Genomic DNA, 13,632 nt, shown 5'->3' with positions numbered 1-13,632 from the left:
GCGCGGTTTCGATACGCCGATCCTTTGCCAAAGGCAGGGTCGCATTTCCGGTCAGACGCAAAGGCGGCGAGTTCGTAATCGTTGCGCCGTCGGCCGTTGGATGGCGCCCGTTGGTGTGTCGTGCGAGACGTGCGAGCCCCTAACCGCACCTTCTGTTTCACGTGAAACAGCATCGGTACGCCGATCCGATTTTCCGGCTTCCCGGTTTTCCACAGCCGCGATACAACCGCCGCCATGCAAACTTCATTCGACGTCATCGTGATCGGCGGCGGCCACGCCGGCTGTGAAGCCGCGGCGGCCGCGGCGCGGCTTGGCGCCACGACCGCGCTGGTCACGCATCGCTTCGCCACCGTCGGCGCGATGTCGTGCAATCCGGCGATCGGCGGGCTCGGCAAGGGCCATCTGGTGCGCGAGGTCGACGCGCTCGACGGGTTGATGGGCCGCGTCGCCGACCAGGGCGGCATCCAGTTCCGGATGCTCAATCGCCGCAAGGGTCCGGCGGTGCGCGGGCCCCGCGCCCAGGCCGATCGCAAGCTCTATGCCGCGGCGATGCAGGCTTTGATCCTGGCGACACCCCATCTTAGCGTCGTCGAAGCCGAAGCCGACGACCTTTTGACCTCCGACGGCCGCATTACCGGGATTCGGCTGGCCGATGGCCGCGAACTCGGCGCCGGCGCAGTGGTGATCACCACCGGCACCTTTTTGCGCGGGCTGATCCATCTCGGTGAGCGAAGCTGGCCGGCCGGGCGGATCGACGAGGCCCCGGCGCTCGGACTGTCAAAATCCTTCGAACGGCTGGGCTTTGCGCTGGGCCGGCTGAAGACCGGCACCCCGCCGCGGCTTGACGGCCGCTCCATCGACTGGGGGGCGGTCGAGATGCAGCCCGGCGACGAGCCGCCGGAGCCATTCTCCGTCCTGACGGAGAAAATAACCAATCCGCAGATCGAATGCGGAATCACCCGGACCACGCCCGCGACCCACGCGGTGATCCGCGCCAATGTGCATCGTTCGCCGATGTATTCCGGGCAGATCCAGTCGTCGGGGCCGCGCTATTGCCCGTCGATCGAGGACAAGATCGTCCGGTTCGGCGATCGCGATGGCCACCAGATCTTTTTGGAGCCGGAAGGACTCGACGATCCGACGGTCTACCCCAACGGCATCTCCACCTCGCTGCCCGAAGAGGTGCAACGCGCCATCCTGGCGACGATTCCGGGGCTGCAGCGGACCACCATGCTCCGCCCGGGCTATGCGATCGAATACGACCATGTCGATCCGCGCGAACTCGAGCCGACGCTGCAGGCCAAGCGATTGCGCGGGCTGTTTCTGGCCGGCCAGATCAACGGCACCACCGGCTATGAGGAGGCGGCGGCGCAGGGCCTGGTCGCCGGGCTGAACGCCGCGCTGCTGGCGTCGGGCGGGGGCGAAATCGCTTTCGACCGCGCCGACGGCTATCTCGGGGTGATGATCGACGATCTGGTGACCCGTGGCATCACCGAGCCGTACCGGATGTTCACCTCGCGCGCCGAATATCGCCTGACGCTGCGCGCCGATAACGCCGATCAACGGCTGACCGGGCAGGGCATCGCGCTGGGCTGCGTCGGCGCGGAGCGGACAGAGTTTCACACCGCCAAGATGGCGGCGCTGGCGCAGGCCAAGGCGCTGGCGCAATCGCTGGCGATTACGCCTTCGCAGGCCGCCAAGCACGGATTGTCGCTGAACCGCGACGGAGTGCGGCGCTCTGCGTTCGAATTGCTGGCCTATCCGGAGGTGGATTGGGCGCGGGTCGAGGCGATCTGGCCGGAATTGGCGGCGATCGAGCCCTCGATCGCCACGCATCTGGAGATCGACGCCACTTACGACGTCTATCTGAAGCGGCAGACTGCCGACGTCGAAGGCTTTCGCCGCGACGAGGGCCTGTTACTGACCGAGATCGACTACGCCCTGGTGCCGGGGCTCTCCAACGAGGCCCGCGGCAGACTGGAAAAGGCCCGGCCGCGCACGGTGGGCCAGGCCGGCCGTCTCGACGGGTTGACGCCGGCGGCGCTGGGGATTCTGGCGGCCTATCTGCGGCGAGACCAGCGCAGGAAGCCGGCGGGTTCGGCGGCCGGGTAGGGCGGGCGCCGCCGATCCGCGTCGTGGTGGGGCCGCCGGGTCGCATTGTCTCCGTCTCCGGGTCGCATTGTTTCACGTGAAACGAAAGCCGGGCGTCTCGAAGGATGGCCACGATCGCGGTGCCCGGAGCCGCATCCTTCGAGGCCCTCGCTTTGCTCGGGCACCTCAGGATGAGGGCGGTGTATGCGTTGCGGCGATGGGAAGGGAGTCGTTCCGGGCTGAGAAGGCCCTGCAGCTCGAGCGTCATCCTGGGGAACCCGGCGGAGCCCGGAGGGCGAGGCCGGGTGTCTCGAAGGATGGCCGCGATCGCGGTGCCCGGGGCCGCATCCTTCGAGGCCCTCGCTTTGCTCGGGCACCTCAGGATGACGACGGTGTATGCGATGCGGCGATGCGGACAAAATCGTCCAGGCTCAGGCGAAGCTGTAAGGCGCACGCAACCACGAGGCTTTGCCGGCCAACTTGCGCAAAATGATGGATGTCGCGGCCGGGTAGGGTTATGAACCGAGTCTCTCGCGGCGCCTGTTGGATCCGCTCGCGTGGCCAGGCCTGATGGCTCGCGGCAACCGGGCGAACCGTCACGGCGAAGAGGCCGCACCGTGAGCGATCTGAGTGCCTCGCATTGCGCGATGTGTCGTTCCAGCTGCCGACCTCTTCGACCTTCGCTAACCCTTTGGATTCCGCCAGCCGATGGCCCAACGTTCGCAGAAATCGCCGCCGCCGCCGGAGCTTGCCGCCGATAAGGCCGCGGCGCTCAGGCTCACGCCTGTTTCACGTGAAACAGAAGCGCGGCTCGACGCCTATGTGGCGCTGCTGCTGCAGTGGCAGGCCAAGACCAACCTGATTTCGCCGGCGACGCTGCCGCAACTCTGGACCCGGCACGTCGCCGATTCGCTGCAGCTGCTGCGGTTGGCGCCGGACGCCAAAACCTGGCTCGATTTCGGCAGCGGCGGCGGCTTTCCCGGCGTGGTGCTGGCCTGTGCGCTGGCCGAGAGCGCCGGCGGGTCGGTGCAGCTGGTCGAGCGCAACGTCAAGAAGGCGGCGTTTTTGCGCGAAGCGCTGCGCGTCACCGGCGGCGCCGGACAAGTTATCCTCGCGGATATCGGGGATAGTGTGGATAGATTTGCCGGGCAGGTCGATTGCGTCACCGCGCGCGCGGTGGCTCCGCTACACCAACTCATCGGTTTCGCCAAACCCTTGATCCGGCAGGGCGCCAAGGCCCTGTTCCTCAAGGGTCAGGATGTAGACGCGGAATTGACCGAAGCCACTAAATCTTGGAAGTTTAGCCCACGCCTGCATCCCAGCCTCACCGGCGGACAGGGCTGGATCGTCGAGCTCGGCGCCGTCGAGCCCCAGGATCAGTCCGCCCCAACACCCCATGGCGCATCCGTATGACCGTAATTGATCAAATATATCAAGGCGATACACGGAATGCCGGGGCCGCGAAGCCGCGCATCCTGGCGCTCGCCAATCAGAAGGGCGGGGTCGGCAAGACCACCACCGCGATCAATCTCGGCACCGCGCTGGCGGCGATCGGCGAACGGGTGCTGATCGTCGATCTCGATCCGCAGGGCAATGCCTCCACCGGGCTCGGCATCGACCGCCGCAACCGCAACTGCTCGACCTATGACGTGCTGATCGGCGAGGCGCCGCTGCGCGACGCCGTGGTGCCGACCGCGGTACCGCGGCTGCATATCGCGCCGTCAACGATGGATCTCTCCGGCCTCGAGCTCGAGCTCGGCGCCACCCGCGACCGCGCGTTCCGCTTGCGCGACGCCATCGCGGCGCTCAACGACAACATCGCGCCGCCGCTCGACTACACCTATGTGCTGATCGATTGCCCGCCGTCGCTGAACCTGCTCACCGTGAATGCGATGGCGGCGTCGGACGCGATCCTGGTGCCGTTGCAGTGCGAGTTCTTCGCGCTGGAAGGCTTGTCGCAGCTGCTGCAGACCGTCGAGCAGGTGCGCTCGACGCTCAACCCGAATCTGTCGATCCACGGCATCGTGCTGACGATGTTCGACAGCCGCAACAATCTGTCCAACCAGGTGGTCGCCGACGTCCGCCAGTTCATGGGCAAGAAGGTCTACGACACCATGATCCCGCGCAACGTGCGGATCTCGGAAGCGCCGAGCTACGGCAAGCCGGTCTTGGTGTACGATCTGAAATGCGCCGGCAGTGAAGCCTATCTCAAGCTCGCCACCGAAGTGATCCAGCGCGAGCGCGAACTCCGCACCGCGCATTGAATGCGCGGCGGGCGCGGTCGCAGTCATCCTTCGAGACGACCGACTTAGCGCTTCGCGCTACGCCGGTCTCCTCAGGATGACGGAGAGGCTTTGAGCGACGCAACATAGGCAGCGTCATCCTGAGGTGCGAAGGGACGAAGTCCCGAGCCTCGAAGGATGGCGACGAGGATAAGACGTCCACCACCCGGCGCGTCGCGCCGTCATTAGTAGCAGTTAGTACACGTATCCAACGCGGAGATGCGACGTGAATCCAAGGGAGCTCTTGATGGCCGACGAGCAGCGTTCGCGATTGGGTCGCGGTCTGGCAAGCCTGATCGGCGATGTCGGCGGCGAGGCCGCGCATCTGGAGCGGCCGCGCGCGCAGCGCAAGGTGCCGATCGAATTCCTGAAACCCAATCCGCGCAATCCGCGCCGGGCGTTTTCCGACGCCGAGCTCGGCGAACTCAGCGACTCGATCAAGCAGCACGGCGTCATCCAGCCGATCGTGGTGCGGCCGATCAAGGGCGCGCAGGACCGCTTCGAAATCATCGCCGGCGAACGGCGCTGGCGCGCCTCGCAGCTCGCCGGGCTGCACGAAGTGCCGATCGTGCCGATCGACGTCAGCGATTCGGTGGCGCTGGAAATCGCCATCATCGAAAACGTGCAGCGCGAAGACCTCAACGCGCTGGAAGAGGCGCAGGGCTATCACGCGCTGGCCGAGAACTTCAAACACGGCCAGGACGAGATCGCCAAGCTGGTCGGCAAGAGCCGCAGCCACGTCGCCAACATGATGCGGCTGACCCGGTTGCCCGACGACGTGCAGGCGCTGATCGCGGCGGGTAAACTCTCCGCCGGTCACGCCCGCGCGCTGATCGGCGTGCCGGACGCGTCCGCCGCGGCGCAGCGGATCGTCGCCGAAGGGCTCAACGTGCGGCAGGCCGAAGCGCTGGCGCACGAAGAAGGCGTGCCGGAACGCGCGCCGCAAAAGGCCCGCGCCGGCAAGGCGGCGAAGGATCCCGATACGCTGGCGCTGGAGAAGCGAGTCAGCGACGCGCTCGGCATGAAGATCAGCATCGACGATCGCGGCGGCGCCGGCGCGGTGCAGATCAAATACCGCGACCTCGACCAACTCGACGACATCGTGCGCCGGCTGGAGGCGGGTGGTTAGTTTGCGGCGGGTGGGCGAGGTGTGGCCGCATCCTTCGAGGCTCGCCGAAGACGGCGAGCACCTCAGGATGACGACGCTGAGTTCGCGTCGTCGCAATCAACGGCAACGGGAGTTGGTCGATCTGCCCGACCACACAACAAGCTGTCATTCCGGGGCGCGAGGCCGAAAGGCCGAGCGAACCCGGAATCTTGCTGCTGGGGACGTTGCTGGCTCGTTGCGAGATTCCGGGTTCGCGCGCCGCTGACGCGGCTTGCGCCCCGGAATGACGGCTTTTCGTAGGGTTGTCCGCAACCACTCTCACCAATGACCGCGCGCATCAAGGCGGGTTAGTTTCGCCGCGGGTTAGTCCTGCCGCGGGCTAGTTGCGCGGCGGGTTAGCCCCGCCGCCTTGCATTGACCGCGATCGCCAGCAGCGCGCGCTGCGCGATCACCGGGGCGAGTGCGGATTGCTTGCGCATCTCCAGCGCTGCGTTGCCGAGCTGATCGATGATCGCCAGCAGCCGCTGCGCGGTGAAATTGCGCAACCCCGCTTCGACGATCGCCTTTCTGGAAAAATGCAACCGCGGAAAGCCGCCCTCGACGGCGGAGGATTCCGAACTGCCGGCGTCGACCGCGAGCGCGGCCTTGTGCATCAAGGCGGCGTGGCGTTGCGCCGCCATCATGATGGTGCCGGGATTGGAGCCGGCGTTCATCGCCTTGGTGAATTCGGTTTCCACCAGCGACGGCTTGCCCGCGAAGGCGCCGTCGATCACCGGATCGAGCTTCAATTCGGAGGCGTCCGCCACCACCGCCATGACGTCGTCGAGCGTCACCTCGCTTTGGCCGTGGGTGTACAGCACCAGCTTGCGGACTTCGTTGCGCGAGGCCTGGCGGTCGCCGCCGAGCAGCGACACCAGCAGCGCGCGGACGTCGGGCGCGATGCGCAGATTGGCGTTGCGGAATTCGTCGTCGACCAGTTTGGCAAGATCGCGCTCGCCGTCGGTGTAGCAGCCGATCGCCACCGCGGTCTTGGCGCGCTCGCAGGCCTTGCGCAGCGCCGCGTCGGGCTTGAGGTCGCCGGCCTCGATCACGATCCGGCAATCCTTCAGCGCGGAGAGGGCCAGCGTCTCGACGCCGCTGACGAAATTCTTCGAGCCGGCGCGCACCCTGATCGCGCGACGGCCGCCGAACATCGGAATCGTCATCGCCTCGTCGACCAGCCGCGACGGCTCGGCGGCGAGCTCGTCGCCGTCCAATCGCACGGTGGAGAACGGATCGGAGGGATCGTCGACCGCCGACGCAATCAGCGCCTCGGCGCGCTCGCGCACCAGGCCGGCGTCGGGGCCGTACAACAGAATGATCGGGCGGCCGGAATCCGGCCGGGCGAGAAAACTATCGACTTCTCGTCCGCGCAGCGCGACCAAGTCAGATGCCGGCGGAGAAGAACGACGCCAGCCGGGTCTGGATATTCTCGGCGATTTCCTGTGAGGCGCGATCCTCGGCGTCGCGGAACGCGCGTTGCCGGGCGAAGCGCTGGGTCTGGCCGGGGACGTCGTACGACACTCGCGAGAACGTGCTGCCGGTCAGGATCACCTTGTCGGTGGCGCTGTCTTTCAACACGTAGCTGGCATCGATGCCGTAGTTCTCGATCGCCGGCAGCGCGGTCGAAGGATCGACGATCAGCGAGGAGCGCGAGGTGGTGAGCCTGATCTCCAACCGATGCGTCGGCGGCATGCCGGTGGCGTTGCCGTACATCTTGAACATCAGCGCATTGCGGATCTCGACGCCGAGCCGCGCCACCCGCGAGCCGTTCGGCGCGTCGATCGCCGGAACCTCGACGCTGGCGAGCTTGTCGCGCAGGCCCGGCGTGCCGTCGCTGCGCTCGGCATACATCGGTTGAAAACAACCGGCGGTCAGCGCGGCCAATGCGACCACGACGATCAGTCGGGCGGCAAGGCGGGGACTAGCCCACGACATTCACGATCCTTTGCGGAACAATGATAATCTTGCGGACAGGTTTTCCATCCAAGGCTTGTTTTACCGCATCGAGTGCCAAAACGGCAGCCTCAATTTGCGGATTTTGCGCATCTCGGGCGACTGTGACTTCGCCGCGCTTCTTGCCATTGACTTGAACCGGTAGGGTGATGCTGTCCGACACCAGCAACGCGGTCTCGATCTCCGGCCACCTTGCTTCCGACACCAGTCCGCTGTGGCCGATCGCGGCCCAGCATTCCTCGGCCAGATGCGGCATCATCGGCGCGATCAACAGCACCAGGATGTCGATCGCCTCGCGCGCCGCCGCGGCCAGCACCGGATCGCCGCCGAGGCCGCCTTGCGGCGCGTTGGCCAGCACCGCCTCCAGCTCGCCGACATAGACGTAGAGCTTGGCCACCGCGGTGTTGAAGCGCAGCCGGTCGATGCCGGCGAGAATTTCCGACAGCGTCCGATGCGCCGCGACCCGCAGCGCCTGCGCGGCGGGATGATTCGCGGCGTCGAGCCTGGTGCCGGGCGCCGGCAGTTGCGGCGCCATCGCGCTGACCAGCCGCCACACCCGCTGCACGAACCGGCTGGCGCCCTTGACGCCGTCCTCGCTCCAGATCACGTCGCGATCCGGCGGCGAATCCGACAGCATGAACCAGCGCGCGGTGTCGGCGCCGTAGCTGCCGATGATGTCGTCGGGATCGACGGTGTTGCGCTTGCTCTTCGACATTTTCTCGATCGGGCCGATCTCGACCGGCTGACCGCTGTCGAGCAGGCTGGCCAGCCGATTGTCGCCGTCGGCGACGATGCGGATTTCGGCCGGCGAGGCAAATGTGCCGTCGAGCTTCCTGTAGGTCTCGTGCACCACCATGCCCTGGGTGAACATGCCGCGGAACGGCTCGTCGAAGCCGACATGGCCGGTGGCCTGCATCGCCCGGGTGAAGAACCGGCTGTACAGCAGATGCAAAATCGCGTGCTCGACGCCGCCGATATATTGATCGACCGGCATCATGCGGTCGACCACCGCGCGGGTGGTCGGCGCGTCTTCGTTCCACGGATCGGTGAAGCGCGAGAAGTACCAGGACGAATCGACGAAGGTGTCCATGGTGTCGGTTTCGCGCCGCGCCTTGCCGCCGCATTGCGGGCAGGCCACGTGCTTCCAGGTCGGATGGCGGTCGAGCGGATTGCCCGGACGATCGAATTCGATGTCGTCGGGCAATTTGACCGGCAGGTCCTTGATCGGCACCGGCACCACGCCGCAGACCTCGCAATGGATGATCGGGATCGGGCAGCCCCAATAGCGCTGCCGCGAAATGCCCCAGTCGCGCAGCCGGAAATTGACCTGGCGCTGCGCCACCGGACGGTTGCCGAGCGCGATCGCTTCCAGCCGTTTCGCCACCGCTTCCTTGGCATCGGCGATGCTCATGCCGTCGAGAGCGATGAAGCCGTTGTTGGAATTGATCAGGCGGCCGTCGCCGTCATAGGCGATGTCGGTGACCACGAAGGTCGCCGGGTCCTGGCCCTCGGGGCACACCACCGGCAAATTGCCGAGGCCGTATTTGTTGACGAAGTCGAGGTCGCGCTGGTCGTGCGCCGGGCAGCCGAAGATCGCCCCGGTGCCGTAGTCCATCAGCACGAAATTGGCGACATAGACCGGTAGCTGCCACGACGGATCGAACGGATGCACCGCGCGAATCCCGGTGTCAAAACCCTGCTTCTCGGCGGTATCGATCTCGGCCTGCGCGGTGCCGGTCTTGCGGCATTCTTCAATGAACGCGGCAAGCGCCGGGTTGCTCTTGGCGGCTTCCGCGGCGAGCGGATGATCCGGCGACAGCGCGACGAATTTGGCGCCGAACAGCGTGTCGGGGCGGGTGGTGAACACCTCGACCTCGGTTTCGTGATTCGGCGTGGTCGACGTGTCCAGCGCAAAGCGCAGCAACAGCCCTTCGGAGCGGCCGATCCAGTTGCGCTGCATGATGCGGACCTTGTCCGGCCAGCGATCGAGCCGGTCGAGCGCGGTCAGCAGATCCTCGGAGTATTTGCTGATCTTGAAGAACCATTGCGTCAGCTCGCGCTGCTCGACCAAAGCGCCGGAGCGCCAGCCGCGGCCGTCGATCACCTGCTCGTTGGCGAGCACGGTGTTGTCGACCGGGTCCCAGTTCACCTTGGATTGCTTGCGCTCGACCAGGCCGGCGGCCAGGAAATCGATGAACATGCGCTGCTGGTGCTTGTAGTAGGACGGATCGCAGGTGGCGAATTCGCGCGACCAATCCAGCGACAGCCCCATCGATTTCAGCTGCGCCTTCATGGTGGCGATGTTGGCGTAGGTCCAGGATTTCGGGTGCACCTTGTTGGCCATCGCGGCGTTTTCCGCCGGCATGCCGAACGCGTCCCAGCCCATCGGATGCAGCACGTTATAGCCGCGCGCCCGCATCGTCCGCGCCACCACGTCGCCCATGGTGTAATTGCGCACATGACCCATGTGGATGCGCCCGGACGGATAGGGGAACATCTCCAGCACGTAATATTTCGGCCGCGGATCGTCGTTCTGGGTCGCGAAGATCGCGTTGTCGTCCCACTGGCGTTGCCAGCGCGGCTCGGATTCGCGGGCGTTATAGCGTTCGTTGGTCATGGGCTGTTCGAAAGACTGGCCGGCCGGTTCAAGCGCGTGTGGCAGCGAAAGATGCGCGAATGAGGTCGCAAACCGGTGCTCGCTCCGCGCGTGAGGCGCGCGACTAGGCCACAAAAGCCGGTGGCCGGTCAATGGCTTGCGACAAAGCCCGAAGACGGTGCCGGGCTGCTTGCCGGCGCCGCGCTCAGCTCGCCATCGACAGCCCGGAATCCGAGCCGCGGATGAAGCCGTGCTCGACCACGGCGTTGCGGCCGCGGTGCTTGGCGGCATAAAGCGCGGCGTCGGCGGCTTCGATCAGGTCGCGCGGCGAATTCGCCGGGTGCGGCACGGTGCAGGCCACCCCGACGCTGACCGTGACCTGCTGGAAGACGCTGGTGCGGTGCGGAATGGCGAGGTGGGCGATGGCGCTGCGCACCATCTCGCCGACCTCGGAGGCGCGGTCCGTCTCCGCCAGCAGCAGACAGAATTCCTCGCCGCCATAACGCGCGGCAAAGCCGCCGATGTCGTTGGCGATCGCCGCCAGGGTTTCGCCGATCCGGCTGATGCAGGCGTCGCCTTCGGGGTGGCCATAGGTGTCGTTGAACGGCTTGAAATGGTCGACGTCGATCATCAACAGCCCGACATCGGTGCCGTTCTGCTCGGCCTTCATCCATTCGAAATCGAGCCGGCTCTGGAAGCCGCGGCGGTTGGCGAGCCCGGACAACACGTCGATCGAGGCCATCACGGTGAGGCGGTTGTTGATCGCCACCAGGCCGCGCTCGCGCTCGACCAGATGCGCCGCCATGGCGTTGAAGGCGCGCGCCAGCGGCACGAATTCCGCCGGCAGCCGCTTGCGGCAGACCCTGGCCGACCAGTCGCCCTGGCCGAATTTTTTCGCCACCTCGGTCATCATATTGACCGGCTTCACGATCAGCCGTTCCGCCGCGATCAGGGCGCCGAGCAGCACGATGAAGCAGACCAGAAACAGCTGCAGATAGGCGGTGCGGATGTCGCGGTTGATGCCGGCGGAGACCTTGGCCTCGTCAACCGCCACCACCAGCCGGGCGGTGGTGCCGCGAATCGGCGCGAAATACACCGCGCGGTTGTTGCCCGGCGCCTCGCCGGAGAACGCCCGTTCCTCGGCGCCGAGATCGTTGAGGCCGGGACTGACCGGCTGCGCCGGGCCGACGAACGGCTGGCCGACCAGGCTCATCTGGTCGGGCGGGGTCGCCAGCACGATGCCGTCGCCGTCGACCAACGCCGCGGTGACGCCGGGACGGCCGCCGAGGTTGCCCATCACCCCCGACATCCAATCCAGGTTCAGTCCGGCGACCAGCACCGCCTCTTCGCCGCTGTCGATCGCCGACACCGGATAGGCCGCCAGAATGGTGCCCTTGCCGGTCTGTCGGCCAACCAGAAAATCGCTGACCACGAAATCATGGGACTCCATCGCCTTCTTGAAATAGCTGCGGTCGCTGATGTTCAGGCCGACAAACATCGTCGAGGTCGAACAGCGCACGACGCCGTCGGGGCCGGCCACCATCAGCATGCGAATCGACGGCAGGTCGACCCGCAGGCTGGCGCGCAAGGTGGCGCAGCCGCGGCCGATTCGCGACGCCGAGGCGTGGATATAGGCGGAGGATTTCAGCACCGCTTCGACCGAGGAAATGATCTCGCGCTGCGACGCCGCGGTGCGCTCGGCCAGCGCCGACAATTCGCTGGACGCCATCGACACCTGCTTGACGCGGGTGTCCTCCAACGACCGGATGCGCTCGACCATCAACGGGCCGACCAGGATCAACGCCAGCAGCACCAGCCGCGCGCGAATCCCGAATATGCCTTTGAATTTCGCCTTTTTGCGGTAGAAACCGATGTGTGACATCGTCATCCCCATTCCCCGCGAATACGCTAGGCGAAAGGATTCAAGAAGCCTTTCTGCAATTCGCTACAATTCGAGCGATCCCCGTAGCATTACGAAGGTTCAAACACCTTGAGTGAGACCGCAGCCATCGTCGGCGATCCGGCAACGTTTTGTTTACTATCTGAGCCGAAGCGCCGCAGCGGCCGCGGCAGAGCTGCGCCAGGCGCGGCGGGATCGTCGCGATGAGCGAAGCGGCGGGCCTCGCCGAGGTCGAGCGGCAGATCGCGCGGGCCTGCGCCGACGCCGGCCGCGAGCGCGCGGCGGTGACGCTGATCGCGGTGTCGAAGACCTTCGAGGCCGACGGCATCACCCCGGTGCTTGAGGCCGGGCAACGGGTGTTCGGCGAAAACCGCGTGCAGGAGGCCAAGGGAAAATGGCCGGCGCTGACCGCGGCCTATCCGGGCGTCGCGCTGCATCTGATCGGCCCCTTGCAATCCAACAAGGCCAAGGAGGCGGTGGCGCTGTTCGACGCCATCCATTCGGTGGACCGGCCGAGCCTGTGCCAGGCGCTGGCCAAGGAAATCGCCGCGCAGGGTCGCGCGGTCGAGCTGTTCGTGCAGCTCAACACCGGCGAGGAGCCGCAAAAGGCCGGGGTAGTGCCGGCCGAGGCCGACGCCTTCATCAAAGCCTGCCGCGACACTTATGGGCTGAACGTCTCCGGGCTGATGTGCATTCCGCCGGTCGACCAGGCGCCGGCGCCGCATTTCGCGCTGACCGCGAAGATCGCGGCGCGCAACGGCTTGCAGAAACTGTCGATGGGGATGAGCGCCGATTTCGCCGTCGCCATCCAGTTCGGCGCCACCCATGTCCGGGTCGGCTCGGCGATCTTCGGGCACAGGTGATCGCTTCGTTGAGCGTCTTTCAGACAGCCCGTGCCCCGGATGCAGCGCAATGCGCCGCACTTCGCGGCGTGGTGCGCTGCCAAGCCGGGGCCGTTGCGGATGCTGCCTTTGGAACGATCCCGGCTCGCGGAGCAGCGTGAAGAACGCTGCTCGCGTCCGGGACACGGGGGCACGAATTCACCCGATCACGATCCTGGTCTGCGGCCCAAGCCGCGCCAGCAGCCGCAGCAGCGCGGATTTCCGCATCGCCACGCAGCCGGCGGTCGGGCCGAAATTGTCGCGCACCAGATGCAGGAACACCGCGCTGCCGCGCCCGGCCACGCGCGGCCGCGCGTTGTGGTCGATTTCGATAATAAAATCATAGAGATGATCGTCGCGCCGGAGGCGGTCGCCGGGGCCGCCGGAGGGCCGGCGGATCGGCTTGTTGTAATGCCGGTCGGCCGGATCCTCGCACCAGGCATCCTGCGCCGTGATGGCCCGCACCGGCAGCGGCGTCTGCGGCCGCGGCGCCCGGTCGGCCCGCCACCACAGCCGCAGCGGGTGAAAGGTGCCGCGCGGCGTGCCGCCGTCGCCCTCGCGCTTGTTGGCCTTGAGGCCGCCACGCCCCAGCGCCACCGGCACGGTGATCCCCGCGGCGGTCAGCCAGCCGCGGCTGGGATTGCCGGCGGCGGGCCGCACCAACACCACCGCGACCGCCGCGCAGGGCCGGCCGCGGCGCTGGCGAAGCGGCCGAATCGTTGACGACACAGGGGGTTGCACCGGGAGGCGGGCTCTCATGCTGGGGCCGGAATCGTAAA

The 13,632-nt window shown here is 66.6% G+C and carries 10 protein-coding genes; 5 read left to right on the top strand and 5 right to left on the bottom strand.

Features of this window, described 5'->3' with window-relative positions:
• Positions 1-234 precede the first annotated feature (234 nt).
• The 4 genes from mnmG (at position 235) to RPC_RS01455 (ending at position 5,502) form a co-directional block, all read left to right on the top strand.
• Positions 235-2,112, top strand: coding sequence for a tRNA uridine-5-carboxymethylaminomethyl(34) synthesis enzyme MnmG (gene mnmG, locus RPC_RS01470; protein WP_011470773.1), 1,878 nt, complete (start codon positions 235-237; stop codon positions 2,110-2,112).
• A 687-nt stretch (positions 2,113-2,799) separates the two neighbouring features.
• On the top strand, positions 2,800-3,504 hold the full coding sequence (rsmG, locus tag RPC_RS01465; protein ID WP_011470772.1) for a 16S rRNA (guanine(527)-N(7))-methyltransferase RsmG: 705 nt from the start codon (positions 2,800-2,802) through the stop codon (positions 3,502-3,504).
• Positions 3,501-4,355: a ParA family protein gene (locus RPC_RS01460; protein WP_011470771.1), complete on the top strand. Its 855-nt coding sequence runs from the start codon at positions 3,501-3,503 to the stop codon at positions 4,353-4,355. The genes rsmG and RPC_RS01460 overlap by 4 nt, the downstream gene beginning before the upstream one ends.
• Positions 4,356-4,620: 265 nt before the next feature.
• Positions 4,621-5,502 (top strand): ParB/RepB/Spo0J family partition protein, encoded by an 882-nt coding sequence (locus RPC_RS01455; RefSeq protein WP_011470770.1) that lies wholly within the window; start codon positions 4,621-4,623, stop codon positions 5,500-5,502.
• A 374-nt stretch (positions 5,503-5,876) separates the two neighbouring features.
• On the opposite strand, the gene holA is transcribed toward RPC_RS01455, so the two are convergent.
• The 4 genes from holA to RPC_RS01435 all read right to left on the bottom strand — a co-directional run bounded on the left by holA (position 5,877) and on the right by RPC_RS01435 (position 11,954).
• A complete protein-coding gene (gene holA, locus RPC_RS01450; protein ID WP_011470769.1) occupies positions 5,877-6,905 on the bottom strand; it encodes a DNA polymerase III subunit delta in 1,029 nt (342 codons plus the stop codon).
• 1 nt (position 6,906) lies between these two features.
• On the bottom strand, positions 6,907-7,458 hold the full coding sequence (lptE, locus tag RPC_RS01445; RefSeq protein WP_011470768.1) for an LPS assembly lipoprotein LptE: 552 nt from the start codon (positions 7,456-7,458) through the stop codon (positions 6,907-6,909).
• Positions 7,445-10,093, bottom strand: coding sequence for a leucine--tRNA ligase (leuS, locus tag RPC_RS01440; protein ID WP_011470767.1), 2,649 nt, complete (start codon positions 10,091-10,093; stop codon positions 7,445-7,447). Before leuS ends, lptE begins: the two co-directional genes overlap by 14 nt.
• A 184-nt stretch (positions 10,094-10,277) precedes the next feature.
• Positions 10,278-11,954 (bottom strand): diguanylate cyclase domain-containing protein, encoded by a 1,677-nt coding sequence (locus tag RPC_RS01435; RefSeq protein WP_041802295.1) that lies wholly within the window; start codon positions 11,952-11,954, stop codon positions 10,278-10,280.
• 221 nt (positions 11,955-12,175) lie between these two features.
• Between RPC_RS01435 and RPC_RS01430 the strand changes: the two genes are divergently transcribed.
• On the top strand, positions 12,176-12,835 hold the full coding sequence (locus tag RPC_RS01430; protein ID WP_011470765.1) for a YggS family pyridoxal phosphate-dependent enzyme: 660 nt from the start codon (positions 12,176-12,178) through the stop codon (positions 12,833-12,835).
• Positions 12,836-13,012: 177 nt separating this feature from the next.
• Here the strand turns inward: RPC_RS01430 and RPC_RS01425 are convergent, their stop codons facing one another.
• Complete coding sequence (locus RPC_RS01425) at positions 13,013-13,612, bottom strand: L,D-transpeptidase family protein (protein ID WP_011470764.1); 600 nt, start codon at positions 13,610-13,612, stop codon at positions 13,013-13,015.
• Between the last annotated feature and the right edge of the window lie 20 nt (positions 13,613-13,632).

The organism is Rhodopseudomonas palustris BisB18, assembly GCF_000013745.1.
In the GTDB taxonomy this organism is placed as follows: domain Bacteria; phylum Pseudomonadota; class Alphaproteobacteria; order Rhizobiales; family Xanthobacteraceae; genus Rhodopseudomonas_A; species Rhodopseudomonas_A palustris_F.
The sequence above is the reverse complement of the archived record's forward strand: the minus strand, read 5'-3'. Positions and strand labels throughout refer to the sequence as shown.

Coding starts and splice junctions, on each gene's coding strand:
- rsmG (WP_011470772.1), top strand. CDS start 2,800: ATGGCCCAACGTTCGCAGAAATCGCCGCCGCCGCCGGAGCTTGCCGCC.
- RPC_RS01435 (WP_041802295.1), bottom strand. CDS start 11,954: ATGTCACACATCGGTTTCTACCGCAAAAAGGCGAAATTCAAAGGCATA.
- lptE (WP_011470768.1), bottom strand. CDS start 7,458: ATGTCGTGGGCTAGTCCCCGCCTTGCCGCCCGACTGATCGTCGTGGTC.
- RPC_RS01455 (WP_011470770.1), top strand. CDS start 4,621: ATGGCCGACGAGCAGCGTTCGCGATTGGGTCGCGGTCTGGCAAGCCTG.
- RPC_RS01425 (WP_011470764.1), bottom strand. CDS start 13,612: ATGAGAGCCCGCCTCCCGGTGCAACCCCCTGTGTCGTCAACGATTCGG.
- RPC_RS01430 (WP_011470765.1), top strand. CDS start 12,176: ATGAGCGAAGCGGCGGGCCTCGCCGAGGTCGAGCGGCAGATCGCGCGG.
- leuS (WP_011470767.1), bottom strand. CDS start 10,093: ATGACCAACGAACGCTATAACGCCCGCGAATCCGAGCCGCGCTGGCAA.
- mnmG (WP_011470773.1), top strand. CDS start 235: ATGCAAACTTCATTCGACGTCATCGTGATCGGCGGCGGCCACGCCGGC.
- RPC_RS01460 (WP_011470771.1), top strand. CDS start 3,501: ATGACCGTAATTGATCAAATATATCAAGGCGATACACGGAATGCCGGG.